The sequence below is a fragment of the Streptomyces sp. NPDC029014 genome (assembly GCF_055564695.1).
Window position 1 is genome coordinate 121,806 of the sequence record NZ_JBVHVT010000001.1, and the last position, 25,997, is coordinate 147,802.

The window sequence follows — 25,997 nt, forward strand, 5'->3', positions numbered from 1 at the left end:
AGCATCATGCCTAGACCCCTCCAACTCGGAGACCGCGTGACGGTCACCTCGACTCCGAACGGCGACCACCTCGGCTCCCGCGGCCGGCTCGTCGCCGTCGACGTCCAGGCCGACATTTTGGAGCCGTACCACGTCAGCGACGGCCGCGGACACGCCGTCTGGGCGTCGACGGTGCGCCGCTCCCGGATCCAGTACCCCGACCTCCCGTACCGCCCGCTCGTCGTGTGCGCGGCCCTCGTCGCCGTCAGCGTTGCCGCCATCGTCGGCTACGGCCGGTACGAGACGCGCACGGAACCGATGCAGCCGGCGCCGTGGGTGGTGGAGTACGGGCCGGCGGAGATCGTGGCGCCGTACCTGCCGCCGGAGGAACGGGCGTCGCACACGGACCGGGTGGGCCCGCGAGTGGATTTCTTCGGCGGGTGAGTTGTGGCGTACGCCATAACTGTGTCATCATGGAGCCACGCAAGGAACACACGGAGGCTCGAAATGAAGGCTTACAAGATCGTCGGCACCACCAATGACTGCACCACCTGTGACCTGTGCGGTCGTGACGAGCTGAAGGGCACGGTGGTCCTGGAGTCGCTGGACGCCGATGGGAACGGGGAGGGCGCCTACTCCTACTTCGGCTCGTCCTGCGCCGCTAAGGCGGCCGGCTGGACGCAGCGGGAGGTCACCCGCCGCGTGAAGGTGGCGGCGGACGAGAAGCGCGAGCTGGAACGGCTGGAGCGTGAGGCGGAGCGGGCCGCGGAGCGGGAGTTCCTGGCGAACTGGTACATGGAGCACTACGGGACGCCGGACCTGATCGAAGCGGCCAAGCGCGCCGGCATGTCGACCGTGCGCACGTCCGACCCCGCGATTCGCGCCCTGCGGGCCCACCAGGCGGCGGAAGCGGCCAAGGTCGAGGCGGCGTAGGTCCGCCCGCCTGGAGCCCCTGCGAATTGCGGACGCAGGGGCTCCACTCGTTTCGTAACTCACTCATGGAGGTCTCATGCAGTACGAGGAGCGCTACATCCTGCGTCGCACCGACGCGACCACCGACGACATGGCCGAGGAGTTCGCCGACGTGGAGAGCGCCCTCCGCGCGTTCGACGACGCGCTGAAGTCCCTCCCGGCCGCCTCCCGCGTGGAATTGAGCCGGCGCATGACGGTCGTCATCGCCACGGCCGCGCGGTCGTGACCGCATGGTCTACCGAGTCAGCTTCGAAAGCGGCGTGACGGGGTTCATCGACGTCGAGGCGTACTGGCGCCTGCTGCGGGACGCTTGCGAGCGAGGCTGGGAGGCGACGCCGGTCCGTCGGGGCCACGTCCTGACCCTCCCGTCTGGCGCCCTGGTCGCCGTGCTGCGCGAGGGTCCGTAAGTGCACTCACGGAAGTTCGGGGTAGGGGGTTGTGGCGTACGCCATAACTGTGGCATTCTGAAGTCACGCAAGGAACTCACGAAGGAGCCAGAGATGAAGACCTACCGCGGGACGCTGTGTGAGAACGCCCGCATCATTTACGACTACGCCGCCAAGCCGTCGAACATGGGCTTCGGTGACAGTTACCCGGTCAAGGGCCTGGACTACTGCACCCGCCCGGCCGTTCTGACCACGACGCCCCGGTCCGGCCGTCAGCCGTCGCGTCTCTGCCAGGAGTGCGACGCCGCGACGGCCCAGAACATCAACGGCCGACTTTTCAACCACTGCCCCGACGTCTCGTACGACGTGACCGGGAAGAGGCTCGACGAGCGCGGGCGCCTCTCGCTCGACGAGGCGTGGGCGCGGGTCGGCGAGCGTCGCTGGAACTGAGCCACCCCAGGAGCCCCTGCGAATTGCGGACGCAGGGGCTCCACCCATGTACGAGACACACACACGAAGGGCGTCATGAAGAGACATCACCTGCGCCGCCTGCGCGACGTCGACCCCATCCTGATCCAAGCCGTCATCGCGGCCGCCATTTCCTTCAGCCACATCCACGACGTAGCGGAAGCGGCCGGTCAGACCGGCTGGAAGGCTTGGGCCTACCCGGTCAGCGTGGATTTGCTGCTCGTCATGGCGTGGCGCCGGATCCGCGCGGCGCGGAGGGCGCGGGAAGCTGCGCCAGGGCCGTGGCTGTGGTTCGTCCTCAGCCTGGCAGCCTCCCTGGGGGCCAATGTCGCCACCGCCGGAGTGCTGGACATGCAGGCGCTCCCCGTGTGGCTGCGGGTGTGCGTGGCCGGATGGCCTGTGCTGGCGTTCTTCGGCGGGTCACTGCTCATCCATCAGCGGAAGCGGGCGGCCGTCGACGTCGAGCCCGAACCGGGCGTTCAGACGCCCCAGTTGCCCGCTGGAGAGCCTGAAGTGGAGCCGGTGGACGATTCCCCCACGGATCCGCTGAAAGAGCCGCAGAAGCCGATTCTCAGGACGTACGCTCAAGTCGCTGACCACCTCGGGCTGTCCGAGGTGACGATCCGCGGATGGGCGAGCCAGGGGCACATCCGGAAGTACCGGGGCGCGGGCCCCCGTGACGTCCTCGTCGACCTCGGCGAGTGCACCGCCCGACACAGCATCCGCCGGCCCGTGAATGTGTGAGGAGAGGCATGGACGCAGTAGAGCTGACGCTGACCTACGTGAGCGACGAGGGGGAGGACATCGAACTCACCCAAGCCATCACGTGGGAGGGCTTGGCGGCCGTGCTGACGACGATCGACGACCACACGATTGAAGAGGACTGATCGACATGACCGTGCACGACACCCTGGAAGCTGCGGCCACCACCCTGAAGTCGCAGCCGACCGAAGAGGCCTTAGCCGCACTGCACGCCGCGCTTGCGGCCCTGCCGCAGGAGCCGGATCCCGACCGCGCGTACCGTATCGGTAAGGCGCTGGAGACGGTGCGCTTCCGGCTCCTCAACCTGACCGACTGGGTCCGGTGGTCGTCGCCGGAGCACTTGGAGCCCCTGCTCGACCCGCGCATCCGCGGTCGGTACCGGGAAGTCGACGAGGCCGCGGACGCGTACATGCGCCGCATGGCGAGCTTGAGGTCCGCCGTGATCGTGTACGCCCCGTTCGTCGGCCGCTCCGTCCTCGACGAGGCGGAAGCGGCGCTAAAGGCGCTCCACGTGGCGGTCGGCAACTACCACTTCGCCGCCCGTGGGGCTCACTCGTGGGCCGACGAGGAGGTTCCGGCGGTGGAAGCCGCCCGCGCCGACTTCGAGGCCATCATGCGGAAGGTCGTCTGCCGCGCGCCGTACGAGGACGCCATGGCCATCGCCCGGAGCTACGCCGTGCACTAGGCGCCGGCGTCAGTGCCCCCGTCGGATCACCGGCGGGGGCTTTCTGCGTTTCTGGGCCGCCCCTCAGGAACGTCCCGCTACGCAGGGGTTGACGTGGGCGCTCACCCGGGCGGATCGTGATCGCCTCAGCCGCACGATCGCTGGAGGCCTGCATGGCCGAGTATCACACCAGAACGTTCACTATGGCGGACGGCACCGTCGTCCGTACCTACGTGCCAGACTCCGAAGCCGACCTGACAGACGAGCAGCTGCGCGAGCGATACGGCCCTCTCGCGGAGCACGCGTTCCGGCAGGAGCCCAGGGAGGACGGCGCACGCCGGACTCGTGTGGCCCAGCCGTGGAGTACCTCGGACGAGTGACTGCGAACTCCCGCGGCTTTGTGCCATGATGAAGTCGTTCCCCCGGGAACTTGCTCCCCGCATCCAGCGGGGATGGACCGCGTTACGAGCACAGCTGTGCATTTTCCCCGCATCGCGGGGATGACCCTGTTGACGAGCTGAAATCGGGCTCTGAAGAGGATTGCTCCCCGCCTGGTCGGGGATGACCCTTGCGCATGCTGACTCTGTCGGCTGCTCCCCGCATCTAGCGGGGATGACCCTTGCGCATGCTGACTCCGTTGAGACAGCAGACGCTTGCTCCCCGCATCCGCGGGGATGAACCGTGATCCGTCTTAGCTCTGAGCTTACGGCGGTTCCCCGCACTCGCGGGGATGAGAAGAGGGCCCCTCACTGAGGGGCCCTTCTTATTTCAGATCAGTTCTGGCGCCTGGCCCCGGACGAGCCGCAGCAGCAGCCCGGACCGTCTCAGCGTCGTAGAGTGCCTGGATCCTGCCGGCCGCACTCTCACCTGTCTCGACCCGGCGCACATTCATTCTGGACAGAGCGCGTCGGGCGGTACCAGCCGCGGACGGGCCCGCATACCCGAGATACTCGGCCACACGGGCGATCGTCCACAGTTCTCTAGTCTCGCTACTCACGACCCCAGGATCTCATCGACCGTGGATTGGAGAAACGGCAGGTAGTCCTGGACGTCACGGTCGGACGGTTCGGCTCCCAGGTCGTCAACCACTTCGTCTCGGTGGGTCACGACAGTGCGATCGTTCACGCGGGACGAAGACCCGACGAGGACGCACACGGCATCACCGTCCCGCTGCACGTACAGCACCGGGTTACCTGCGTCTGCGGAGATCAACCCGCGGACGTCGGCGACGGTCACCAGAGTGTGCGGAGGCCGCGGGTTCGCGGCGGCAATGGCCTCCCGGATCGCCTCCTCGGCGGCGTCGCTGATCGTCAACCACTGGTACAGGTCGAGGTCATTCGGGTTGTACGCGACAAGCTTCGGGTCAACCCAACGTCGCTCAAGGATGACCGAGTCCGCCCCGTCCAGCTCGATGACCTGGTCCAGCATCGCGTGGATTGCTGCGTGGGCGTCGGATCGGTTGGGGATGTGGTTCTTCTGGATGTCGTCCAGAAGCTCGTACGGGTAGATGGCTCGGCCGGGGTTGAAACTGGAGATGGTCGTGGGCATGGCGCATGCCTCCTGGAGTCGTCCTCGGTGCTGCCTGACACAGGAAACCTTGCCTCACGTGAGGCAAGGTGTCAACTCTGGTGATCCGCCTCCGGGCACAGCAACGCCCGCCCCCGAACGCGTCAGGAGCGGGCGCTGTGGTGTGGTGTTGCGAGTTAGAGTTCGCCAGCCTTGACGGCGTCGACGAAGGCGCCCCAAATGGAGTCACCGAAGACGACGGCGGGGCCGGACGGGGCCTTCGAGTCGCGTACGGGGGTGACGCCGGCAAGCTGTCCGGCGGCCGTTTCGACGCACTGACCGGCGTCAGCGGTATAGCTGCTCTTCGTCCAGGTGAGCCCAGATGCGGCCGCGTTAGGGATCAAGGTCATGATCTGTCCTTCTTCAAGCGTGCGATGAGGTCGACCGACGGGGCGAGTGGCAGCGCGTGAGCCCGAAGGTGCTCGTACGCCGCCCTGTAAACCGCCACGTCCGCGGAGTCTTCAACGTACAGCGCCGATGCGAGGCTCTCCACGTGTACGACGTCGAGATCAGCCGACTCCGGAAAGCCAATCACGGTGAACGGACCTGGCATACCAGGGTGCGACGTGGCGCCCAAGGGGACGACCTGTATCGAGACGTTGGGAAGTTCGCTGACGTCGAGCAGGCGCTGAAGCTGCTCGGACATCACCCGAGGCTCCACGGTGCTGGCGTGGAGCGCAGCCTCGTGGATGATTGCCCACACTTCCAGGGGCTGAGGTCGGGTGAGCGCGGACTGACGCGCCATCCGTACTTCAACGAGCGCGTTGACGTCCTCCGGGGAGGAGCCGACGTTGATCGTCGAGATTGAGGCGCGAGCGTACGCGGCCGTCTGGAAGAGCCCTGGCACCAACAGAATCTGGTAGGACCGCATACTCTGGGCATCGGCCTCCAGTGCGATCAACTCCAGCAGCGCCGGCGAGACGATGTCTCGATACGTCTGCCACCACCCGCGGCGTGCGCCGTCGCGTGCCAGGGCGAGGAAGACGTCACGGCGGGCGGTGTCGTCGACGCCGTAGACGTCGAGGAGCGTCTCGACGATGTCCGGCTTCGCGCCCAGCTGCGCCCGCTCGACACGTGACAGCCGCGGGCCGTCCCAGCCGCCAGGAAGGATCTTTGCGACGTCATCGAGCTTCAGGCTTTTGTCCTCCCGAAGCCTGCGAAGCTCGGCCCCAAGTCGACGCCGACGTACCGATGGTGCGCCCATGCTGCCCCCTTCCTGATCCTCGGTCAGTGGTCTCTGTGCACAGGCATGTTGGCACATGGGCGGAGGAGCGCGCCCCGTGAATATGCAAGTTTGTAAATCTCGTCCGGGTGCTTGCAAAGCGCGGCTGGCGCTGCCACTCTCATTTTGCAACCACGGGGCGTAACTGAGTGAATGCGTAGGGGTGGCTGATGGCTGCTGACTGTGGCACGAGCGCGGACCTGGAGGTCAGCGCGTATTTCCCGAACAGAGGCCCGGAGCCGGTGCCCGGGTGCTCGAAATGCCGTGTGCTTTTCGATCAGTGGCTGAAGCAGTCGGACCCGCAGTCGATGGGGTATCACCGCGATTGGGCCAACAACTCGGCAATGGAGATCGACTGTCACCGACGCACCGGGAGTCACTCGCGTGGGTGACGAGCGAGGCTACCGAATGACGGCCGAGTGCGTCGCCGAACTCCGGGCAACGCTGGAGCACCGGGCCGCCGAAATGGCGTGGTGGCTGACCGCGGATCGTGTGGTCGACGTCGTGGAATCCCAGTTGGCGGCGGACCACTCATTTTCGGACCAGCGTCCCCCTCGAACCGCCGTCGAGTAATCGGCGTGCGGGAGCGGCGGGGCTGCCCCGCTGAGGTCGGCCCGCAGCCCCGTCCGCTCCAACCAAAATCCCCCGTCCCGCGGGACGGGCGCACGACCGGCACGGGGACCGATTCCCCGTTCGCATCGCGGAAGGGATAGACCATGACGCGTAACCCTGAATTCGCCTTCGTCAAGACGGCTGCGTGCCGTGACGCCCAGGTGGGCAACTGCCCGGAGGTGGCGACCAATGTTCCCGGCGTCGTCGCCTTGCGTGACAGCAGCCGGCCGGGCATCGTCGTCACGTACACGTCGGCCGAGTGGGCCGACCTGACGGCCGCCATTAAGGGCGGAGAGTACGACTTGAGCGTCTGAGGTAGCCCCCTGTGAGCCAGTGCCCACGCTGTGCCGACGAGTGCCCCACGGACCCAGAGAGCGGGTTGCCGTGGTGCGCGCGGTGCGGGAGTCACTTCGGTCTCTCGACGCCCTCGTGCCGGGGACTGTGGTGGTGGCGCGGCGCTGCCACCCGCGCGCCGGCAAGGCCGCGTGAGCACTGAGTCTCAGGCCCGCAAGCTGAAGCCCCAACCGTCCTGGGGAGGTTGGGGCTTCGTCATGTCCGCAGGTGGGGTTGACGTTGCACAGGTGTCTAGCTACTCTTCGGCATGGTCATGGGCAATCTCGCCTGCACGAGCCACGGCGCGGCGATGGTCATCCCCGCGCCTTCCTTCGACCCGGCGGCCACCCTGGCCGCGGTCGAGGCCGAGCGGTGCACCTCGCTGTACGGCGTCCCCACGATGTTCATCGCCGAGCTGGCGGCCCCGGGCTTCGCCCGGTACGACCTGTCCAGCCTGCGGACCGGCATCATGGCCGGCTCGCCCTGCCCGGTCGAGGTGATGAAGGAGGTCATCGACCGCATGGGCATGGCCGAGGTGTCCATCTGCTACGGGATGACGGAGACCTCCCCGGTGTCGACGCAGACCCGCGCCGACGACTCCCTCGAACGCCGGGTCTCCACCGTGGGCCGGGTCGGCCCGCACCTGGAGGTCAAGGTCGTCGACCCGCAGACCGGCCGGACCGTGCCGCGCGGGGAGCCGGGCGAGCTGTGCACCCGCGGCTACTCGGTGATGCTCGGCTACTGGGGCGAACCGGAGCGCACCGCCGAGGCGGTCGACGCGGCGCGCTGGATGCACACCGGCGACCTGGCGGTCATGGACGACGACGGCTACCTGAGCATCACCGGCCGGATCAAGGACATGGTGATCCGCGGCGGGGAGAACGTGTACCCGCGGGAGATCGAGGAGTTCCTCCACGCCCACCCGGACGTCCTGGACGTCCAGGTCATCGGCGTGCCCGACGCCAAGTACGGGGAGGAGTTGATGGCCTGGGTGCGGATGCGCGACGGCGCCGCGCCGCTGACCGCGGAGGCCGTCCGCGGGTACTGCGACGGACGGCTCGCCCGCTTCAAGATCCCGCGGTACGTCCACGTGGTGGAGGAGTTCCCGATGACCGTCACCGGGAAGATCCGCAAGGTCGAGATGCGCGAGATGGCAGTCGGCCTGCTGGACCTCCCCGTGTGACGTGTCCACGGGCCCCGCGGGGCCCGTGGGGGAACGGCGGGTCAGTCGCGCGGCGTCAGCTCGGCCATGGCGTTCCAGCCGTCGCCGGGCACCTCGACGTGGATGATCTCCGGCCGGGTGGCGATGGCGCCGGCCATCGCCTCCATGCCGGCCTTGAAGTGGTCCGAGGCGACGTGCACGGCGCCGGCGTCGGCGTCGGCGAAGCCCTCCAGGAGCGTGTACTTGGTGGGGTCGTCGACGCTGCGCGACCAGTCGTAGAAGAGGTTGCCCGCCTCGTTGCGGGTGGCCTGGGTGAAGTCGTCGACGATGGTGAGCCACTCGTCGCTGAACTCGGGACGGACGTCGAACCTGACGGCGATGAAGATCATGAGGCCAGCCTGACAGGCGGCGCCGGGCGGCGCACGCGGGACGGGCCGTTTTCCGGCACCGTCGGAAACTCCGCGCGGGGCGGCGTCACCGGGGGCCGGTGGCGAGCACCTCGGCGGCCGTCCGGACGAGGACGGCGCGGATCTCCTCGGTCCGCCGCCGGAACTCCGCGGTCGGCAGCGACACCGACAGCGCGTGCACCGCATCGCCGGCACCGCCACCGCCGCCGCGACCGCCGCCCCGGCCGTCGCCACCGCCCGCGTCGCGGGACAGGGCCACGGCCGCGCAGGTGTACGCCGGGTCGGCCTCCCCGACCGACACGGCGAAGCCCTGCCCCCGCACCCGCGACAGCTCGGCCTCCAGTACGTCGGCGCGGGTGATGGTGGCCCCCGTCAGCCGGGCCATCCCGTGTTCGGCCAGGTAGCGACGCAACGCCGGCCGTGGCAGCTCGGCCAGCAGCGCCTTGCCGTGCGCGGTGGCGTGGGCGCGGGTCTCCCGGCCCGGGGCGAAGGGGTTGGCGGTGTCCGTGACCGGCGCCGTCGTGTCGACCACCGTGATCAGACCGCCCCGGTACGCGGTGTAGTACGCCTCGGCTCCGGTGGCGCGGCGCAGCCGGGCCAGCACGTCCGCCATGCGCGGGGCCGGCTCCAGCTGCCGCAGCAGGCTCCGGTGCAGCCCCGGGATCCGGGGGCCCAGTACGTACCCCTGCGCGGTGCGCACCAGGTAGCCGCGCTCGGTGAGCGGGGCCAGCAGGTGGTAGGCCGTGGACAGCGAGCACTCCAGCCGGCGCGCCAGGGCCTTCGCGCTCACCGGCCCGCCGCCCGTGTCGGCGACGGCGTCGAGGATCGCCAGTGCTCGGTCGACGGACTGTGGACCGGTACCGGGACCGGTGTACGGCATGGCGGGTTCCCCAAGGTGGACGGCGCGACGGGCGTACGGGACGGACGTACGAGCCTACGGCGCCCCGCGGCGTTCATCGAACGTTGACCGGATGCAGAGGAGTGCCGGGCAGAGTCGTGGCATGGACAGCGAACACACCTGCGACACCACGGCGGCGCCGCACGGCACCGGCACGGCTCCCGATCTCACCGGCATCCGGCTCGCCAACCGGGCGATGCTCGCCGACATCGACCGCCTCGCCGGACTGCTGGCCGGACTCGCCGCGGCCGGGCGGCCGGTGCCCGCCGGGCGGGCCGCCGCCATCGCCGGGTACGTGCACCGCTACCACGCCGCCGCCCGCGGCCACCGCCGCGGCGAGGACCGCATCCTGTGGCCGGTGGTCCTCGACGCCGTGCCCGACGCCGCCGACACCGTCGCCGGCCTGGTCCGCTTCGCCGACGACCACGCGGCGCTCGACGCCGTCCAGGCCGCCTGCGACACCGCCGCGGACGGCTTCGCCGCCGACCCGGAGCGCCACGTACGGGAACTGGCCCGCCTCCTCGCCCGGCAGCGGGACCTCCTCGCCCGGCACGTCGCCGCCGAGGAGGAGCACCTCTTCCCGCTGATCGCCGGCCGGGTGCCCGGGGCCGCGTACGCCGCCGCAGTACGGCCGCTGCTGCGCGCGTACGCCGACGGGGCGCAGGCCGTCTTCGCGGGCTGACGGCGGCCCGCCCGGCCGCCGGCGCCTCAGGTGCGCAGGTACGAAGCCCCGTTCACGTCCAGGACCGCCCCCGAGGACCACACCGCCTCGGGCGAGGCCAGGTACAGGACGGCGGAGGCCACCTCCTCGGGCGCGGCGACCCGACCGAACGGGCTCTGCTCGGCGATCCGCTCCCCCTCGGGGGAGGCCAGGCGACCGGCGACCCGCTCGGTGGCGACGAAGCCCGGTGCCACCGAGGCGACCGTGATGCGGTGCGGCGCGAGCGACACGGCCAGGGACTGGCCGAACGCGTGCAGCGCCGCCTTCGTGGCCCCGTACGCGGGATGGTCCGGTTCGCCGCGGAACGCGCCGCGCGAGCCGACGTTCACGATGTGCCCCGCCCGGCCCTCGTCGACCATGCGGCGGGCGACGCAGTAGCTGGTGTTGACGGTGCCGAAGAGGTTCACCGCCGCCGTGCGCTGCCAGGCCTCCTGCCAGTCCGCGTACGAGGTCGTGGGCAACGGGTGCGCGACCATCACCGCCGCGTTGTTCACCAGTACGTCCACGCCGCCCAGTGCACCGGCGGCCTCGGCGACCAGCGCCTCGACGCGGGCCGGGTCGGTGAGGTCGCCCTCGACCAGGACGTGCCCGTCCCCGGGCAGCGCGGCCAGCGTGTCCAGGGCGTCGGCCCGCCGGCTGGAGCAGTGCACGGCCACCCGGTCGCCCTGCCGGGCGAACGCGGCGGCCACCGCCCGGCCGATGCCCCGCGACGCCCCGGTGACCAGCACCCCGCGGCTCATCGGGCGGCCACCCTCGCCTCGTCCGGGAACGTCCGGGCCCGCGCCAAGTCATCGGCGGACAGGGTGGGATGGAATCCGGGTCGGTCCATCGAGGTCTCCTTCCGGTGGGCTGCGCCCCGACTTTGACCCGCCCGTTGTCCGAATGTCAACATTCGGCGTATGGACACGAGGGAGACCGCATCACGTACGGGCCACGCCCTCTCGGGGGAGGTCGGCCCGGCCCGGCGCCGGGGTCTGGCCGACGAGGCCGCCGATCGCATCCGCGCGGCGATCCTCGCCGGGGGGTTCCCGCCGGGCGCGGCGCTGCGCGAGGTCGAGCTCGCCCGGTCGCTGGACATCAGCAGGGGGTCGGTGCGCGAGGGCCTGTCCGTGCTCGCGCACGAAGGGCTCGTCCGCAGCGAATGGCACCGGGGCACGAAGGTCATCGACGTCACGGCGGACGGGGCGGAGGACCTGTACGCGGTCCGGGCGGCGCTGGAAGGGCTCGCCGCCCGCCTCGCCACCGAACGGGCCGCCGAACCCCACTTCACCGAACTGGACGCCCGGGTCGACACGATGGCGGAGGAACTCGCCCGGGGTGCGCAGGGCCCCCGGCTCCTCGCCCTCGACCTGGACTTCCACGACCGGATCCACCGGATCGCGGGCAACCGCCGACTGTACGACGGCTGGGCGGGCATCCGCTCGCAGGTCCACCTCTACCAGCTGACCCGGGTCCGGCTCGGCCACGACGACTACCGGGCGGCTGTCGTCGAAGAACACCGCGAGTTGGTACGGCTGCTGCGCGCGGGGGAGGGGCGGGCGGCCCGCGAGGCCGCGGAGCACCACGTCCTCTCCGCCTGCCGGGAGCTCGCCCGCCACCTCACGCCCGCGACGCCCCCGACCTCCTGACGCCACGGGCTCCGCCGCGGCCCGCCGCCCCGTCGGCCGGGGGGCGGGGCGGCGGGGCCTCGGTCAGGGGCGGGGAGAGTTGCCCCGGACCGTGTTGCCCGTGACCGTGCCGTCCTCGCCGTTCAGGGTCACCGCGTGGCGGACGCCGTCGGGGCCGAGGACCACCGCGAGCCAGGCGCTCTTGCCGCCCTCCTGCGGCACCGCCCGCAGCGCCTCGACCTTGCCGCCCTCCACGGCGGCCGCCGCCTTCTCCACCGCCTGCGCGGCCGACAGCGCGGGCAGCGGCACCGGGGCCTTGGCGCTGCCGCCGCCCTCGCCCCGGCCCGGCTTCAGGCCCGGTACCGGCCAGCCGCGCTCCCCGTCGACCATGGGCGGCTCGCCGCCCTTGAACCGCTTCTGCCCGAACGGGCCGTCCACCGGCCCCTCCCCGCGGCCGTGGTGCGCGCGGGCCTCCGCGGCGAACTTCGCCCGCGCGTGCTCCCGGTGGTGGTCGTGCCCGGCGGCCACGGCCACGGCCGCCGCACCGCCGCCGACCGCCGCGACCACGCCGAGCGCCACCCATCGGGTGCGCCCCTCGCGGACCAGCCGGGCCACCCGGCCGCGGTTCGCCGCCGCCGCACCGGCCTTGGTCTCGTCCGCTCCCGTCGGGGACTCGGCGGGCTGGGGGCTGGACTGAGTCATGGGACTGCTCCTCGCGTTCTCCGGGCACCGTGCCCGGCTCGCCGGATCCTGCCCGGTCGATGCTGAAGCCCCGCTGAAGCCGGCTGAAGACCTCTTCAGCTATCCGCTGCGGCGACCTGAGAACCTTGTCCCCATGCGCGTACTGGTGGTCGAGGACGAACGGCGGCTCGCCGCTGCCCTGCAGCGGGGCCTGCAGGCCGAGGGCTTCTCGGTGGACGTCGCCCACGACGGCCTCGAAGGGCTCTGGCTGGCCTGCGAGCACGACTACGACGCCATCGTGCTCGACATCATGCTGCCCGGCCTCAACGGCTACCGGGTCTGCGCCCGGCTGCGGGCGAGCGGCTGCGAGTCCGGGATCCTCATGCTGACCGCCAAGGACGGCGAGTACGACGAGGCCGAGGCCCTCGACACCGGTGCGGACGACTTCCTCTCCAAGCCGTTCTCGTACGTCGTCCTCGTCGCCCGGCTGCGCGCCCTGGTCCGGCGCACCGGCCGCCGCAGCCCCCAGGTGATGGAGTTCGGCGACCTGGTCGTCGACCCGGCCCGGCAGCGTTGCACCCGCGGCGGCACCGAGGCCCGGCTGACGTCGCGGGAGTTCGCGGTCCTGGAGTACCTGGCCCGACGGGCCGGGGAAGTGGTCCCCAAACGGGACATATTGGAGAACGTCTGGGATGCCGCGTACGAGGGCGACCTGAACGTCGTCGAGGTGCACGTGAGCGCCCTGCGCCGGAAGATCGACGCCCCCTTCGGCCGGTCCGCGGTGGAGACGGTCCGCGGTGCGGGCTACCGGCTGGCGGCCGACGGTGGCTGAACCCGCACCCGGACCGGCTCGCGGACCGGCGACCGACCCCGGCCACGCCTGCGACCCCGACCCCGACCCCCGCGGCACCGCCGCCCGGCTTCGGGCGGCGGTGCGCCGGCTGGGCCCCCGCTCGGTACGGGCCCGGGCCACCCTCGGCGCCACCGCCGTGGTGGCCCTGGCCCTCGGCGCGGCCTCCTTCGCCCTGCTCGGCATCCTGGACGGCAGGCTCGTGCGCGGTGCGCAGGCGGACGCCGAGCGGCAGGCGCTGGCCACCGCGGCCCTGGCGGCACGCGGCCGGCTCGACAGCGTGTTGACCCCGGGCCTCGGCACCGACTTCCTCCAGGTCGTCGACGCCGAGGGCCGCGTCCTCGCCGCCAGCCCCGAACTCGCCGGCCGCCCCGCGCTGACCCCGACCCGGCCCGGCAAGCCGGGCACCGTCCGCAACACCTGGAAGCCCGCCCCGGCGCGCGGAGAGCACCGCCTCCGCGTCGTCCAGGTCACCACCGTCACCGGGGAAGGGCTCGTCACCGTCTACGCGGGGACCTCCCTGCGGCAGGCCGATGCCGCGGACGAGACCATCACCGCCGTCCTGGCCGTGGTCGTGCCGCTGCTCGTCCTCACCGTGGCCCTGGTCACCTGGCGGGTGACGGGCTGGGCGCTGCGCCCCGTCGAGGCGATCCGCGCCGAGGTCGCCGAGATCAGCGAACGGGACCTGCACCGCAGGGTGCCCGTACCGCGCAGCCAGGACGAGGTGGCCCGGCTCGCCGTCACGATGAACGCCACCCTGGACCGCCTGGAGGCCGCCGGGATCCGCCAGCGCCGGTTCATCGCCGACGCCTCGCACGAACTGCGCAGCCCCATCACCGTCCTGCGCACCCAGCTGGAGGTCGCCCAGGCCCACCCCGACCCGGCGCTGTGGGGCGAGCTCGTCGGCGGCGCCCTGGAGGACACCGTACGGCTCCAGGACCTCGCCTCCGACCTGTTGCTGCTGGCCCGCCTCGACACCGCGGAACCGGCACCGGACTCCCCGGTCGACCTCGCCGGGGTGGCCCGGGAGGCGGCCCGCGCCCGCCGCGGCGACCGGATCCCCGTCGATCTGGAAGTCGCGGGCGAGGTCACCGTGCGCGGCAGCACGCTCTTGCTGTCCCGTCTGGTCACCAACCTGCTGGACAACGCGCAGCGCCACGCCGAGCGGCAGGTCCTGCTGTCGCTGCGGGTCGACCGCGGCCGCGGCACGGCCGTCGTGGAGGTACGGGACGACGGGCCGGGCATCCCGGCGGCGGACCGCGAGCGGGTCTTCGAGCGGTTCACCCGCCTCGACGACGCCCGCAGCCGCGACGAGGGGGGCACCGGCCTGGGCCTGGCCATCGCGCGGGACATCGCCACCCGGCTCGGCGGCACCCTCGCCGCCCTGGATTCCCCGGTCGGCGCCCGCCTGGTGGCCACCCTCCCCCTGGACCCGGCGCACCCGGGCGCCCGGCGGCCGGACCGCGGCTGACCTGCGGGCCCCGGCCCGCCGGGCCCGTCCCCCGCACCGGCTCCCGTCCCGCCACCCGGGCCGAAGCCCTTCCGGGCGAATCTGATTGTTCCCCGTTCTGCTTTTTTCGCGCCTGTCCATCTCTGTTCACTCCATGCTTGCCTCGGCTCTTGAAGGGGGGGGCGTGAGACACCGCCAAGGGCCGTGTCCCGAACGGAATTCGCCCATGGCACAAGCAGCCGGAGGACGGCGCGATGAAGAACAACCGGATGATCGTCACGGTGGTGGCGCTCTTAGCGATCTTCGCCTTCAGCGTGGTGATGGTGGTGGCGGGCCAGCCCGTCGCGGCGATCACCGCGCTGATCCCGTCGGCGGCCCTCGGCGTGCAGCAGATCGTGCAGGCCGGTACGGGAGCCGCCGAGGGCCGGCAGGAGCGGCGCCCCTCCGCGCAGCCCGAGCGGGACGAGGAGGCGCAGGGATGACCGTCCCCTCGGCACCCCGGGACGTGCCCCAGGACCGGCGGGGCAAGCGCGGGCGGCGGCTCGGGCCCATCGCCGACGGCGCCGGCGCGGCGCACCGGGCCTGGCTGGAGCCGCTGCGCGCCGCCTTCCACGGCAGCGGCCTCACCCTCGACGAGCTGCAGGCCCGCACCGGCTGGCCCAAGTCACACATCTCCGAACTGCTGCGCGCGGTCGAGCGCTACCCGCGCTGGGCCTTCGTCCGCACCGTCCTCATGGTGCTCAGGCCCCGGGTGTCGTACGAGGCCATGCGGCTGCGCTGGGTGCTGGCGGCGCGCGACGCCGGCAAGCGGACCTCGTGGATCAAGCACTGCCTCCACGAGGCCGGCGGGGCCGGGAGCCGCGCCGTCGCCGCCGCCGGCCCGGCACCTCTGGACTACCTGGCCTTCCAGGAGATGCACCGTCCCCACTACACCCGCTACGCCGCCGCGTTCCTGCGCCGGCCGGCCCTCGTCGAGAAGGCCGTCGGCGACGTCTTCACCCTCCTGCTGCTGCTCTGGCACGACGCCCTGGCCAGCGAGAACCCCGAACGGTTCGCCTGGCCGCTGCTGCGCCAGACCGTGCTCGAACACGCCCCGAAGGAGAACGGCCGCCCCTCGCTCGCGCTGGCCGCCTTCGACACCGTCGCCCTGGCCGCGGCCCCCGACCCGGTCGGCCAGGTCGAGGAGACCATGGCCCTGTTCCGGGCCGTGGCCGAGCTGGCGCCCGTACAGCGGGACGTCGTCGTACTGCTGCACCTGTGCGGTCTGGAGGACACCCAGGTGGCGGACGAACTGGGGGTCTCCCTCGCGTCCGTCCGCTCCACCGCGCGGCACGCCCGGCGCAACCTGGACGCGGTCCTGCTCCCGACGGGCACCACCGAGGAGGGACACCCCCGTGGCCTCGACCATTGACGAACTGCTCGCCCGCGCCCGCCTCCACGAGGCCGCGCACCCGCCCGCCGACATCACCGACCGCGCCCGCCCCACGGGGCCCGTGGAGCCCCCGGGGCCCGGCGCCGCCGGCGGGGCCTTCCCCGCGGACCCGCACCCGCCGGCCCTCCCGGCGCCCGCCGCCGACCGGCAGCGGGCCATGCGGGGCGCCGCGGACGACCTCCAGGCGCTCTGCGAGACCGCCGTCACCAGCGCCGCCGTTCGTGCGCTGGGCGGCGGCTTCCTCACCCAGGCGCTGCCGCAGCCCTCCGGCGCGCGGGTCCTCGGCTGCATCCTGCTGCTCACCGACGCCGAGGACTCCGCGCGCTTCTGGTGGCAGTACGCGGCCGGCGCCGGCGACCCGGTCGCCACCTACTGCCTGTACCTCCACCACCTGGCCCTGGGCGAGAACCGGCAGGCGGTCTGGTGGCGCCGCCAGACGGCCCCCGTCGGCGACGCCGGCCTGCCCGCCGCCCTGCGCGCAGCGCAACGGCCGGGGCGGGACCACTGCCATGGCCCCGGCCCCGGCCCCGGCCACGACAGGGCGGCGACGGTCGACGCCGTCATGGAGTACGTCTCCGCCGCGGTCCGCTACGTCGATGACGATCTCGAACTCCCCCTGCCCGTACCGGACTTCAGTGCGCGGATCCGGGCCATCACGGCGGCCGGCGGCCCCCCGGCTTGACGTTCCCCGATCTTTCGCTGCACCATTCCACTAACACATTAGTGGAATGGTGGTGAAGCAGAGAGATGATCGAGTTCCAGGTGGACCGGCACAGCGGTGTCGCGACCTACCTCCAGCTCGTCAACCAGGTCAAACAGGCGCTCAGGCTGGGCGTCCTGGAACCGGGGGACCGGCTGCCGACCGCCAGGGCCGTCGTCGAGGCCACCGCGATCAACCCCAACACCGTGCTGAAGGCCTACCGCGAACTGGAGCGCGAAGGGCTCGTCGAACCCCGCCCCGGACGGGGCACGTTCGTCACCCGCTCCCTGTCGCGCCCGGAAGCGGCGGCGGACTCACCGCTGCGCGCCGACCTCCTCGCCTGGACGGCGAGGGCACGGGCGGCAGGGCTGGGGCGCGCCGACATCGTCGCCCTCGTCGAGGCGGCACTCACCGAGACGACGGCCCCCGCGCCCGAGCCCCGACCCGGCCCGGACGCACCGTGACGAGAGGACACCACGTGAACGACCCGACCGCCCCCGCGGCGCTCCGGGCAACGGCGATCCACCACGCCTTCCGGGGGAAGAAGGCCCTGGACGGCTGCGAGTTCGAACTCCCGCCGGGCCGCATCGCCGCACTGGTCGGCCCCAACGGGGCCGGCAAGAGCACCCTGTTCCACCTGATGACCGGGCTGCTGCGCCCCGACGCGGGCTCCATACGCGTCTTCGGTGCCGCTCCCGGCAGCCGTGAGGCCCGCGTCCGCACGGCGTACCTCTCCCAGGACAAGCCGCTGCACCCGCAGTTCACGGTCGCCGACACGCTGGCCCTGGGCCGCTGGCTGAACCGCCGCTTCGACCTGGCGAAGGCCGAACGCATCGTGCGCGCCGGGGACATCCCCTTCGGCACCCGCGTCGGCGGCCTCTCCGGCGGCCAGCGCACCCGCGTCGCCCTGGCCCTGACGCTGGGCAAGCAGGCCGACCTCCTGCTGCTGGACGAACCGCTCGCCGATCTCGACCCGCTGGTCCGCCACGAGGCGATGGGCCTGCTCATGGCCGAGGTCGCCGACCGCGGCCTGACCGTCGTGATCTCCTCGCACGTACTCCCCGAGCTGGAGAACGTCTGCGACCACGTCCTCCTCCTCCAGCAGGGCCGGATCCGGCTCGCGGGCGACACCCAGGACCTCCGCGAGGCCTACACCCGGCTCACCGGCCTCGCCGACCCCGGCACCGCCGACGGGCTGCCCCGGGAGGCCGACCGTGACGCCGTCGTCCATGCCACGACCACCGGCCGGCACCTGAGCGCCGTCGTCCGCAACGCCCCCGGCGCCGCCCTCCCGGCCGGCGCCGACGAGCGCTGGATCACCGCGACCCCGTCCCTCGAGGAACTGCTCCTCGCCCACCTGCGCTCCGCCCCGCGGGCGGCCGCACCGGCCCCGCGGTCCGCGGCCGCCGGAGAAACGGAAACGGAGGCCGCCGCATGACCGGCTCCCTGTGGCTCGCCTGGCGCCAGCAGCGCCTCCTCGTGCTCGCCGGGCTCCTGCTCGTCGCCGCCTGCACCGTCTGGGCGGCCCTGCGGCGCGCGGACCTGATCGACGCCGTCGCCGGCTACGACCTGACCGAGTGCAAGGGCTGGAACGGCGAGTGCCGGCCCGAGGTCCAACTGGCCGTGTTCGAGCAGAGCCCGGAGATCCGGGTGCTCGGCACGATCGGACTGCTCGTCCCCGCCGCCATCGGCATGTTCTGGGGAGCCCCCCTGATCGGCCGGGAGATCGAGCGCGGCACCCTCACGGTCGCCCTCACCCAGGGCGTCGGCGCCCGCACCTGGTTCGCCGCCCGGTTCGGTCTCGCCGCGCTCGGCACCGTCGCCGTCTCCGCCGCCCTCGCCGCGCTGATCGCCTGGTGGTGGGAGCCGATCGCGAACATCCTGGCCGGCGTCTACTGGTACGACCCGTACGTCCTGAACGCCTCCGGCCCCTCCGCCGTCGCCGGCGCCCTGTGCGCGCTGGCCGCCGGCACCGCGATCGGTCTGCTGGTACGCCGTACCATCCCGGCCATGGTCATCACCGGTGGCGTCGTACTGGGCCTGGCCGCCGCCCTGACGTTCTTCCGGCGGGACCTCATCACCCCGGTGGACCGGATCACTCCGGGTATGACCCCCAAGCAGCTCATCGGCAGCGCCTGGTCCGCGGGCTACCGCTACCTGACCCCGGACGGCGCCCAGCACCCCCTGGAGAACTGCGCGTTCTCCGGTGACGAGCTGCGCGCCTGCATGGCGGAGCACAACTTCGTGGGCCGGGTCCACAAGGTCTACCCGAGCTCCGACTTCTGGACCTTCCAGGCCCTCGACTCGGCCGTCTACCTGGTCCTCGCCCTCGCCTTCGTCGCGCTGACGGCCGTACTCCTGCGCCGCCGCCACCGCCTCGTCTGAGCACCCCGGCCGGCGCCCCACCCCCGTGGGAGCGCCGGCCGGGGCGCGGTCGCGTCAGCCGCGCTCCGGCAGGTCCGCCTCCGCCGGGGCGGGCCTCGGCGCCGTCGCCGAGTTGCGGGCCGCGGGCCCGGCGGCGGACTTCCCGCCGCAGAAGACCGCCTCCAGCGTGCCGCCGAGCGCGGTGTTGGCCCCGCCCCGGTTCGAGGTGTTGGCCATGGCGGCCAGGGCGCGCCGCCCGTCGCGGGTGGCGAAGGCGTACGTGTAGTAGCCCTGCACCGTTCCCGTGTGGCCGTAGACCCGCACCCCGCAGGTCAGGTCGTAGCGCCGCAGCCCGAGCCCGTAGAACCGGGTGTGCGCGGCGTCGGTCGGGCTCATCACGAGCATCGCGTCGAGCATGCGCGGCGGCAGCAGCCGGCCCCCGAGCAGCGCGGACACGAAGGTGTTCAGGTCGGCCGGGCTGGAGATCATCGCCCCGGCGGCCTGCGCCCAGGAGGCCGTCTGCTCGGTGGAGTCCACCAGCGGAGCCCCGGCCTCGTCGGGGTGGAGGTAGCCGCGGACGTGCAGCCCCGCGACGGCCGTGGCCGGGTGCACGTACGCCGTCCGGTCCAGCCCGAGCGGCCTGATGATGCGCCGCTCGTACTCCTGCGCCAGCCCGTGCCCGGAGGCCTTCTCGATGAGCATGCCGACGATCAGGAAGTTGGTGTTCGAGTACGCGTACGCCGCGCCCGGCTGTGTGGTGCGGGGCTCGCGCACCGAGAGGGCGACGAGGTCCCGCGGGCTGAACACCTTGTTCCGGACGGCCTCGAAGCCGGGCACCGTGCGCTCGAACATCGCGTCCGTGTAGTCGGCCAGCCCGCTGCGGTGCGACAGCAGGTGGCGCACCGTGATCCGGTCGCCGTCGGGCAGCAGCCCCGGCAGGTGCCGCTCGACCGGGTCGTCCAGTCCCAGCCGCCCCTCGGCCGCCAGTTGCAGCAGCACGACCGCGGAGAACGTCTTGGTGACGCTGCCGATCCGGAAGCGGGCCCGGGGGTCCATCGCCGCGCCGCTGGTACGGTCCCGCACCCCGACGGCCTTGGCCACGGGCCGGCCCGGTCCGGTGAAGCGGGCCATGGCCCCGGGCGCGCCGGCCGCCGTCGTGCTGCGCAACGCCCGTACGAGGGCGTCGAGATCGGGCCGGGGCGTCGGTGCGGCGGAGCCCCCGGAGTCCGCGGTGGCGGGTGTGACGGGTGTGGCGGCCGGCCGGATCACGGCGGCGGCGTGGGCGGTGGCGGCCGGTGCCACGGCGGCCACTGCGGCCAGCAGGGCGGCGCCGACGGTCAGACGGCGGTGGGCGGGCAGGCGCACGGTGCTCCTCGGCGGGTGCGGAGAGGGAAGGAGAGCGGGCAGCGGGGGACGCGGGAGAAGCGGGGGAGAGCGGGGAGGGGGAGGGGGAGGGGGATCGTACGGCCTGCCGGTGGGCGGGCCGGGCACCGCAACGCGTCAGAAGGTGCAGGTGGGCACCGCTTCCAGCCATGCGGGTCCCTGGATGTAGATGTTGGTCATCCACGCCCGGTAGTCGGGCAGGTAGGACCAGACGTCGTTGGTGTAGCCGTCCGAGGTCACCTCCTCGGCGTGCTTCTGGCACTGCACGCGGATCGTCGTCGGCCCCGGGAAGGCGTACACGCGGGCGGCCGGGACGGACGGGAGGGCCTTGGTCCAGACACCCGTGCCCCACGTCCGGAAGAGGGACCCCGTGACGGGACCGGGGTCGACGCGCACCGCCCCGTAGTAGTCGCCGGACAGCCGGACGTCACTGACCATCAGCTTGGTGCCCGACTGGCGGGCCTCCGCCATCCTGCCCGCCCCCAGGTAGACGGCGATGTGGTGCAGGTCCCGGGAGGTCCCCCACACCAGCAGGTCGCCGGGGAGGAGCGGCGCGAGGCCCTGGCCGGCCGTGAAGCGCTCGGCCGCGCGGTGCGTGTAGTACTGGGAGGACGCCGTGCCGTCCAGGACGTCCGAGCCGGCCGCCCGCGCATAGGCGTACCGGACCAGGCCCGAACAGTCGAAGCCGAGCCGTTCGGGATCGTGCTCGCTGGCCGGGTCGCCGGGGTCCACCCGGCCGTACGTGGCACCCGGTTCCGGGCCGTGACCACCGCCCCAGGCGTACCAGGTGCCGGCCGCGACCTGCTCGCAGGCGGCGGCCACGGCCCGTTCGGCCTCGGGGGAGGCGCCGGGGGCCAGGACCCGGCACGCGGTGTCGGCGGCGGCCGGGGCGGGGCCGGGCGCCCACAGGAGGAGGGTCAGGAGGGCGAGGAGCGTACCGATGGGACCGGACCGGCGGAGCATGCGGGACCCCGTTTTCTGTTGCTGCGGCGCGTACGGCAACGAGCCTGGTGGCAGCGCGCCCGCGGCGTCGAGGTCCGGGCGTCACCCCACCCGTACGGGCAACGGGAAACCCCCGGGAAACCCCTGCCGTTCAGGGCTCCGGGGGTTCGGTTCAGGGCCGCCCGGAGCAGCGCGGCGCGGTCGGCGGCGGGTCCGCCGGGTCGTCGGCCCGGCCGCCTGACACGACGTCGGACGGGCCGCCGGACGGGCCGTGGGCCGCGCCGAGCCGGCAGACGGCTTCCAGCCGGGCCGCCGGGTCCGGGTTCCACAGCCGGACCGTGCCGTCGGTGCTGCTGCTGGCCAGCGTCCTGCCGTCGGGCGAGAACACCACGCCCCACACCGCGTTCCCATGACCCGTCAGGGCGGCCCACAGCCGCTTTCCCGGCACGTCCCACAGCCGGACCGTGCGGTCGTTGCCGCTGCTGGCCAGGGTGCGGCCGTCGGGGGAGAAGGCGATGCCCCGGGCGGCGCCGACGTGTCCGGCCAGCACCGCCGTGACCGCGTGCCGCCGCACGTCCCACAGACGTACGGTGCCGTCGTTGCCGCTGCTCGCCAGGGACCGCCCGTCCGGGGCGAAGGCGACGGCCCGCACCGCGCCCGCGTGCCCGGTGAGGGTGGCCAGTGGCGCCCGGCCGGCCACGTCCCACAGCCGGACCGTCAGGTCGTCGCCCGCGCTGGCGAGGGTGCGCCCGTCGGGGCTGAACGCGACGTCGTTGGCGAAGTCGGTGTGCCCCGTGAGGGTGGCCAGCGGCGCCCGTCCCGGCACGTCCCACAGGCGTACGGTGCGGTCGGCCGACGCCGAGGCGAGCGTCAGCCCGTCCGGGGCGAACGCCACCGCGTACACGATGCCGCCGTGGCCGCTCAGCGTGGCCGTCGGGGTGCGTGCGGCGACGTCCCACAGCCGGACCGTGCCGTCGGCGCCGGCCGAGGCCAGGGTCCGCCCGTCCGGGGAGAACGCCACCCCGTACACCGCCTCGGCGTGCCCCTCGAACACCGCGGCCACCCGCCGCCGGGGCACGTCCCACACGCGCACCGTGCGGTCCCCGTCGGCGGTCGCCAGCAGCGTCCCGTCCGGGCTGTACGCGGCGTGCCAGACCTCGGCGAACGGCCGGGACGCCAGCACCGGGCCGCGCAGGTCCCACAGCACCACGGACTGGTCGAACGAGGCCGTGGCCAGCGTCGCCCCCGCCGGGTCCACGGCGAGTGCGAGCACGTAGTCGGTGTGCCCGGCCAGGGTGGCCGTCGTCCGGCCGCTGCGCACGTCCCACAGCCGGGTCGCCCCGTCGCCGCCGGCGCTGAGGACCGTCGTGCCGTCCGGGAGGTAGGCGACGGCGTTCACGTCGTCGCTGTGCCCGGTCAGCGTCCCGGTCGCCCGCCGCTCGACGACGTCCCACAGCCGCACCGTGCGGTCGCTGCCGCCGCTGGCCAGGCTCCGCCCGTCCGGGGAGAACGCCACGCCCAGCACCCCGCCGGTGTGCCCGGTCAGCACGGCCGCCGGGCGGTCCCCGGACGGGTCGCCGGACGTGTCCCACAGCCGCACCGTCCGGTCGGCGCCGGCCGAGGCCAGGGTCCGGCCGTCCGGCGCGTACGCCAGCGCCTCGACCCTCCCCGTGTGCCCGGTCAGGATCCGCGCCGGGCCCGCCCCGGCCGCCGGATCCCGCAGCTGCACCGTGCCGTCGGCGCCCGCCACGGCGAGGGTGCGCCCGCCCGGGGAGAACGCCACGGCCCGGGCGCCCGCCGTCTCCGCCGGCAGTTCCGCCGTGACGTGCCCGGCGGTGTCCCACAGTCGTACGGGGCCGTCGGTCGAGGTCGCGGCGAGGGTCCGACCGTCCGGGCTGAAAGCGATCGAGCGGACCCGCCCGGGCATGGTCAGCGTCGCGGCCGTCCGCCGGTCGGAGACCCGGCGCAGCAGCACCTTCCCGTCGGAACCGGCCGTCGCCAGCAGCCGGTTGCCCGGCGCGAAGGCCGCCGCGTTGACCGGGCCGCTGTGCCCGGTGAGCCGGCCGAGGAAGGGCTGCGACTGGGTGCTCAGCAGCGCCCCGCGCGCCTGCGCGGTCGCCTCCGTGAGGTACGCCTCCTCGGCGAGCCGCATCGAGGCCTCGGGCCGTCCCGCCGCCAGCGAGGCCGACTCCGCGGCGAGCGCGTGCGACCGGGCGGCGCGTTCCTGGACGAGGGCCTGCGCCCGCTGCCGGTACGCGACCCCTCCCGCGGTCACCGCCAGCACCAGCAGGACCAGCAGCAGCGCCAGCGTCCGCTGGCGGCGCCGGACGTGGCGCCGGGCCTGCGTGCGCCGGGCGTCCTCGGCGGCCGTGCTCGCGCGCAGGAACTCCGCCTCCAGCGGGGTGAGCCGGCTGCCGCCGTCGAGCTCCTCGGCCCAGGCCCGGGCGGTCTCCAGCCGGGTCCCGCGGTGCAGGACGGACGGGTCGCGGCCCTCGCGCTCCCATTCGGCGGCGGCCGCGGCGAGCTGGCGGTGGACCAGCAGCCCGTCCCGGTCGGCGTGGATCCAGCCGTGCAGCCGTGGCCAGGCGTGCAGCAGGGCCTCGTGGGTGATCTCCACCGTGTCCCGGTCCGCCGTGACGAGCCGGGCCCGTACGAACGCGTCCAGCACCCGCGCGGCCGGCGCCGCCCCGTCCGCGAACTGCCCGAGCAGCGCGTCCCGGCCCGTTCTGCGGCGGGTCGCACCGACGTCCTCGGCGACGTGGACGAGGGCCGGCAGGATCCGGCGCACCATCCGCTGCTCCGCCGGGTACAGCCGGGCGAACACGCTCTCGGCCGTCTGCGCGACCGCCCCCTGGATGCCGCCGGTGTGCTCGTACCCCGCGACGGTCAGCACCGCTCCCTCGCGCCGCTGCCACGTCGCCAGCAGCGCGTGCGACACCAGCGGCAGCGCACCGGAGGGCGCCGCCGCCCGCCCGGCCCCCTCCGCGTCGGCGAGGCCGTCGCGTACGCCGGCGTCCCGCAGCAGCAGCGGCACCAGGCCGGGTTCGAGGGCCAGCCCGGCGTGCTCGGCCGGGCGGGTGACGGCCTCCTTCAGCTCGGCCACGGACATGGGCGGCAGGACGAACAGGCCGTCGGTGAAGACCGCGGCGAGTTCGGGGAGGTCCAGGCAGTTGCCGGAGAAGTCGGCCCGCAGGCCGAGGACCACGACGGCGGCCACCTGCTCCCCGGCGCCCGGCTCCGGCTCCGCGCCCGGCTCCGGCTCCGCGCCCGGCTCCGGCTCCGCGCCCGGGTCCGGTGGCGGCGTCGGGTCCGGGCGGGCCGTGGCCACGGCGCACAGCACGCGGACGAAGGCCTGCCGTTCCTCCTCGTCACCGCAGAGGGTGAAAACCTCCTCGAACTGGTCGACGAGCAGTACCGGCCGCACCGTGCGCCCCCGCCACCCCCGCCGCCCCACCGCCTCCAGCAGTCGCCCGGGCCGCTCGGCCAGCTGCTGCGGGGTGACGCCCAGGTCGCCGCCGAGCACCTTCGCGGTGCAGTCCAGCAGCTCCTGGAGGGGATGCGGGGTCGGGGTGAACCGGACGACCGGCCACGACTCGGCGCCTGCGGCCGGGAAGCCGCCGCGGCGCCGCAGCGCAGCCACCAGACCGGCGCTCAGCAGCGACGACTTGCCCGCGCCCGACCGGCCCACGAGCAGCAGCGGGCCGCGGTCCATCCGCTCGAAGACCCGCTCGACGAGCGCGGCCGTCGCCCGCTCCCGGCCGAAGAACCGGTCCGCGTCCCGGTCGGTGAAGGCCGCCAGGCCCCGGTACGGGCACTCCCCGTCCGACTGCGGGACGGCCGCCGCCCCGACCGTGGCGGCGCCCGGGACCGGGACGGGGCCCGGCACCGGGACGGGCGTACGGGTGGGGGCGGCCGCACGGGCCGCGGCCGCCTCCGCCTCCCGGGCCAGCCGCAGCAGCGTGCCGTCGGCCTGGAGCACCCGGTCGCAGCGCAGGGCCACGTCCACGGTGACCCGCTTGGCGCCGGTCTCGATCTTGCTCAGGTAGCCCTTGCTGTAGTGCGTCTGACGGGCCAGACCCGCCAGCGACAGCCCCCGTTCCACCCGCAGCCGGCGCAGTTGCGCCGGGAACTCCGCTGCCGCACCGCCGCCGCGGTCGGCCGCCGGCACGGGCGTCTGCTCTGCTGCGGACGGGTCGGGGCGGTCGGTGGTGTTCCGTCCGCGGTCCGGGTCCGGATCCCCCACGGCGTCCCCCATGGCAGTGCGCGCCCAGGTCGTGAGATGGCGGCCCCAGGCTACAGCGGGGGCCGGGCGGTCCGGCGCGCACCGCTTCCGGCGTGGCGGAAAACCGTACGACGGGGGCGGTCCTGCGGGGCCGCGGGCGTCGGATCGGCACCACCGCCCGAACACGTGCCCGGTCATGCCCGTCCCCGGCGGT

Annotated in this window: 30 protein-coding genes and 1 pseudogene; 21 read left to right on the forward strand and 10 right to left on the reverse strand. The window is 73.4% G+C overall.

Annotated elements, in window-relative coordinates:
* The first annotated feature begins 6 nt into the window (after positions 1 to 6).
* The 8 genes from ACZ4VL_RS00705 (at position 7) to ACZ4VL_RS00740 (ending at position 3,252) form a co-directional block, all read left to right on the forward strand.
* The gene (locus tag ACZ4VL_RS00705; protein WP_468193850.1) at positions 7 to 423 is read left to right on the forward strand and encodes a hypothetical protein; all 417 of its coding nucleotides are present in this window, start codon (positions 7 to 9) and stop codon (positions 421 to 423) included.
* Positions 424 to 486: 63 nt separating this feature from the next.
* Positions 487 to 912: a hypothetical protein gene (locus tag ACZ4VL_RS00710; RefSeq protein ID WP_468193853.1), complete on the forward strand. Its 426-nt coding sequence runs from the start codon at positions 487 to 489 to the stop codon at positions 910 to 912.
* A 76-nt stretch (positions 913 to 988) separates the two neighbouring features.
* The gene (locus tag ACZ4VL_RS00715; protein ID WP_468193856.1) at positions 989 to 1,177 is read left to right on the forward strand and encodes a hypothetical protein; all 189 of its coding nucleotides are present in this window, start codon (positions 989 to 991) and stop codon (positions 1,175 to 1,177) included.
* A gap of 4 nt (positions 1,178 to 1,181) precedes the next feature.
* Positions 1,182 to 1,358 carry a hypothetical protein gene (locus ACZ4VL_RS00720; RefSeq protein ID WP_468193859.1) on the forward strand — a complete coding sequence of 59 codons (177 nt, stop codon included), beginning with the start codon at positions 1,182 to 1,184 and terminating at the stop codon, positions 1,356 to 1,358.
* 93 nt (positions 1,359 to 1,451) lie between these two features.
* The gene (locus tag ACZ4VL_RS00725; protein ID WP_468193861.1) at positions 1,452 to 1,787 is read left to right on the forward strand and encodes a hypothetical protein; all 336 of its coding nucleotides are present in this window, start codon (positions 1,452 to 1,454) and stop codon (positions 1,785 to 1,787) included.
* Positions 1,788 to 1,862: 75 nt separating this feature from the next.
* Positions 1,863 to 2,549, forward strand: a complete 687-nt coding sequence (locus ACZ4VL_RS00730) for a DUF2637 domain-containing protein (RefSeq protein WP_468193864.1) — start codon at positions 1,863 to 1,865, stop codon at positions 2,547 to 2,549.
* A gap of 8 nt (positions 2,550 to 2,557) precedes the next feature.
* Complete coding sequence (locus tag ACZ4VL_RS00735; protein ID WP_468193866.1) at positions 2,558 to 2,692, forward strand: hypothetical protein; 135 nt, start codon at positions 2,558 to 2,560, stop codon at positions 2,690 to 2,692.
* Positions 2,693 to 2,697: 5 nt separating this feature from the next.
* The gene (locus tag ACZ4VL_RS00740) at positions 2,698 to 3,252 is read left to right on the forward strand and encodes a hypothetical protein (protein WP_468193869.1); all 555 of its coding nucleotides are present in this window, start codon (positions 2,698 to 2,700) and stop codon (positions 3,250 to 3,252) included.
* 972 nt (positions 3,253 to 4,224) lie between these two features.
* On the opposite strand, the gene ACZ4VL_RS00745 is transcribed toward ACZ4VL_RS00740, so the two are convergent.
* From ACZ4VL_RS00745 to ACZ4VL_RS00755, 3 genes are all read right to left on the reverse strand, one after another.
* Entirely contained in the window at positions 4,225 to 4,779 is a 555-nt protein-coding gene (locus ACZ4VL_RS00745; RefSeq protein ID WP_468193871.1) for a hypothetical protein, read from the reverse strand.
* A gap of 155 nt (positions 4,780 to 4,934) precedes the next feature.
* Positions 4,935 to 5,147 carry a DUF397 domain-containing protein gene (locus ACZ4VL_RS00750; RefSeq protein WP_468193873.1) on the reverse strand — a complete coding sequence of 71 codons (213 nt, stop codon included), beginning with the start codon at positions 5,145 to 5,147 and terminating at the stop codon, positions 4,935 to 4,937.
* Positions 5,144 to 6,001 (reverse strand): helix-turn-helix domain-containing protein, encoded by an 858-nt coding sequence (locus ACZ4VL_RS00755; RefSeq protein ID WP_468193876.1) that lies wholly within the window; start codon positions 5,999 to 6,001, stop codon positions 5,144 to 5,146. Before ACZ4VL_RS00755 ends, ACZ4VL_RS00750 begins: the two co-directional genes overlap by 4 nt.
* A 402-nt stretch (positions 6,002 to 6,403) precedes the next feature.
* Between ACZ4VL_RS00755 and ACZ4VL_RS00760 the strand changes: the two genes are divergently transcribed.
* The 3 genes and pseudogenes from ACZ4VL_RS00760 to ACZ4VL_RS00770 form a co-directional block, all read left to right on the forward strand.
* Positions 6,404 to 6,592 (forward strand): hypothetical protein, encoded by a 189-nt coding sequence (locus ACZ4VL_RS00760; RefSeq protein WP_468193879.1) that lies wholly within the window; start codon positions 6,404 to 6,406, stop codon positions 6,590 to 6,592.
* 143 nt (positions 6,593 to 6,735) lie between these two features.
* Positions 6,736 to 6,945, forward strand: a complete 210-nt coding sequence (locus ACZ4VL_RS00765) for a DUF397 domain-containing protein (RefSeq protein ID WP_468193881.1) — start codon at positions 6,736 to 6,738, stop codon at positions 6,943 to 6,945.
* Between the two features lie 281 nt (positions 6,946 to 7,226).
* Positions 7,227 to 8,147, forward strand: a pseudogene (locus ACZ4VL_RS00770) (AMP-binding protein); the annotation flags it as partial.
* Positions 8,148 to 8,188: 41 nt separating this feature from the next.
* Here ACZ4VL_RS00770 and ACZ4VL_RS00775 read toward each other — a convergent pair.
* Positions 8,189 to 8,515, reverse strand: a complete 327-nt coding sequence (locus tag ACZ4VL_RS00775; protein WP_468193883.1) for a putative quinol monooxygenase — start codon at positions 8,513 to 8,515, stop codon at positions 8,189 to 8,191.
* 85 nt (positions 8,516 to 8,600) lie between these two features.
* Positions 8,601 to 9,413 carry an IclR family transcriptional regulator gene (locus ACZ4VL_RS00780; RefSeq protein WP_468193885.1) on the reverse strand — a complete coding sequence of 271 codons (813 nt, stop codon included), beginning with the start codon at positions 9,411 to 9,413 and terminating at the stop codon, positions 8,601 to 8,603.
* A gap of 121 nt (positions 9,414 to 9,534) precedes the next feature.
* On the opposite strand from ACZ4VL_RS00780, the gene ACZ4VL_RS00785 reads away from it, so the two are divergent.
* Positions 9,535 to 10,113, forward strand: a complete 579-nt coding sequence (locus ACZ4VL_RS00785) for a hemerythrin domain-containing protein (protein WP_468193888.1) — start codon at positions 9,535 to 9,537, stop codon at positions 10,111 to 10,113.
* 26 nt (positions 10,114 to 10,139) lie between these two features.
* On the opposite strand, the gene ACZ4VL_RS00790 is transcribed toward ACZ4VL_RS00785, so the two are convergent.
* Positions 10,140 to 10,892, reverse strand: a complete 753-nt coding sequence (locus ACZ4VL_RS00790) for an SDR family NAD(P)-dependent oxidoreductase (RefSeq protein ID WP_468193890.1) — start codon at positions 10,890 to 10,892, stop codon at positions 10,140 to 10,142.
* A 159-nt stretch (positions 10,893 to 11,051) separates the two neighbouring features.
* On the opposite strand from ACZ4VL_RS00790, the gene ACZ4VL_RS00795 reads away from it, so the two are divergent.
* Positions 11,052 to 11,780: a GntR family transcriptional regulator gene (locus ACZ4VL_RS00795; protein WP_468193892.1), complete on the forward strand. Its 729-nt coding sequence runs from the start codon at positions 11,052 to 11,054 to the stop codon at positions 11,778 to 11,780.
* Between the two features lie 63 nt (positions 11,781 to 11,843).
* Here the strand turns inward: ACZ4VL_RS00795 and ACZ4VL_RS00800 are convergent, their stop codons facing one another.
* Positions 11,844 to 12,461 (reverse strand): hypothetical protein, encoded by a 618-nt coding sequence (locus tag ACZ4VL_RS00800; protein ID WP_468193895.1) that lies wholly within the window; start codon positions 12,459 to 12,461, stop codon positions 11,844 to 11,846.
* 133 nt (positions 12,462 to 12,594) lie between these two features.
* Here ACZ4VL_RS00800 and ACZ4VL_RS00805 point away from each other — a divergent pair, with 133 nt between their 5' ends.
* The 8 genes from ACZ4VL_RS00805 to ACZ4VL_RS00840 all read left to right on the forward strand — a co-directional run bounded on the left by ACZ4VL_RS00805 (position 12,595) and on the right by ACZ4VL_RS00840 (position 19,257).
* Positions 12,595 to 13,272, forward strand: a complete 678-nt coding sequence (locus ACZ4VL_RS00805; RefSeq protein WP_468194218.1) for a response regulator transcription factor — start codon at positions 12,595 to 12,597, stop codon at positions 13,270 to 13,272.
* Between the two features lie 109 nt (positions 13,273 to 13,381).
* Positions 13,382 to 14,761, forward strand: coding sequence for a sensor histidine kinase (locus ACZ4VL_RS00810; protein WP_468194220.1), 1,380 nt, complete (start codon positions 13,382 to 13,384; stop codon positions 14,759 to 14,761).
* Between the two features lie 233 nt (positions 14,762 to 14,994).
* Positions 14,995 to 15,222, forward strand: coding sequence for a hypothetical protein (locus ACZ4VL_RS00815; protein WP_468193898.1), 228 nt, complete (start codon positions 14,995 to 14,997; stop codon positions 15,220 to 15,222).
* Positions 15,219 to 16,151, forward strand: coding sequence for a sigma factor-like helix-turn-helix DNA-binding protein (locus ACZ4VL_RS00820; protein ID WP_468193900.1), 933 nt, complete (start codon positions 15,219 to 15,221; stop codon positions 16,149 to 16,151). Before ACZ4VL_RS00815 ends, ACZ4VL_RS00820 begins: the two co-directional genes overlap by 4 nt.
* On the forward strand, positions 16,135 to 16,854 hold the full coding sequence (locus ACZ4VL_RS00825) for a hypothetical protein (protein WP_468193903.1): 720 nt from the start codon (positions 16,135 to 16,137) through the stop codon (positions 16,852 to 16,854). Before ACZ4VL_RS00820 ends, ACZ4VL_RS00825 begins: the two co-directional genes overlap by 17 nt.
* 65 nt (positions 16,855 to 16,919) lie before the next feature.
* Positions 16,920 to 17,336, forward strand: coding sequence for a GntR family transcriptional regulator (locus ACZ4VL_RS00830; protein ID WP_361086328.1), 417 nt, complete (start codon positions 16,920 to 16,922; stop codon positions 17,334 to 17,336).
* 14 nt (positions 17,337 to 17,350) lie between these two features.
* Positions 17,351 to 18,310 carry an ABC transporter ATP-binding protein gene (locus ACZ4VL_RS00835; RefSeq protein ID WP_468193905.1) on the forward strand — a complete coding sequence of 320 codons (960 nt, stop codon included), beginning with the start codon at positions 17,351 to 17,353 and terminating at the stop codon, positions 18,308 to 18,310.
* Positions 18,307 to 19,257 (forward strand): transporter, encoded by a 951-nt coding sequence (locus ACZ4VL_RS00840; protein ID WP_468193908.1) that lies wholly within the window; start codon positions 18,307 to 18,309, stop codon positions 19,255 to 19,257. Before ACZ4VL_RS00835 ends, ACZ4VL_RS00840 begins: the two co-directional genes overlap by 4 nt.
* A gap of 54 nt (positions 19,258 to 19,311) precedes the next feature.
* Here ACZ4VL_RS00840 and ACZ4VL_RS00845 read toward each other — a convergent pair whose 3' ends face one another.
* The 3 genes from ACZ4VL_RS00845 to ACZ4VL_RS00855 form a co-directional block, all read right to left on the reverse strand.
* Positions 19,312 to 20,601 (reverse strand): serine hydrolase domain-containing protein, encoded by a 1,290-nt coding sequence (locus tag ACZ4VL_RS00845; RefSeq protein ID WP_468193910.1) that lies wholly within the window; start codon positions 20,599 to 20,601, stop codon positions 19,312 to 19,314.
* Between the two features lie 135 nt (positions 20,602 to 20,736).
* A complete protein-coding gene (locus tag ACZ4VL_RS00850; protein ID WP_468193912.1) occupies positions 20,737 to 21,582 on the reverse strand; it encodes a C40 family peptidase in 846 nt (281 codons plus the stop codon).
* Positions 21,583 to 21,733: 151 nt separating this feature from the next.
* On the reverse strand, positions 21,734 to 25,804 hold the full coding sequence (locus ACZ4VL_RS00855; RefSeq protein WP_468193915.1) for an nSTAND1 domain-containing NTPase: 4,071 nt from the start codon (positions 25,802 to 25,804) through the stop codon (positions 21,734 to 21,736).
* Positions 25,805 to 25,997 lie beyond the last annotated feature (193 nt).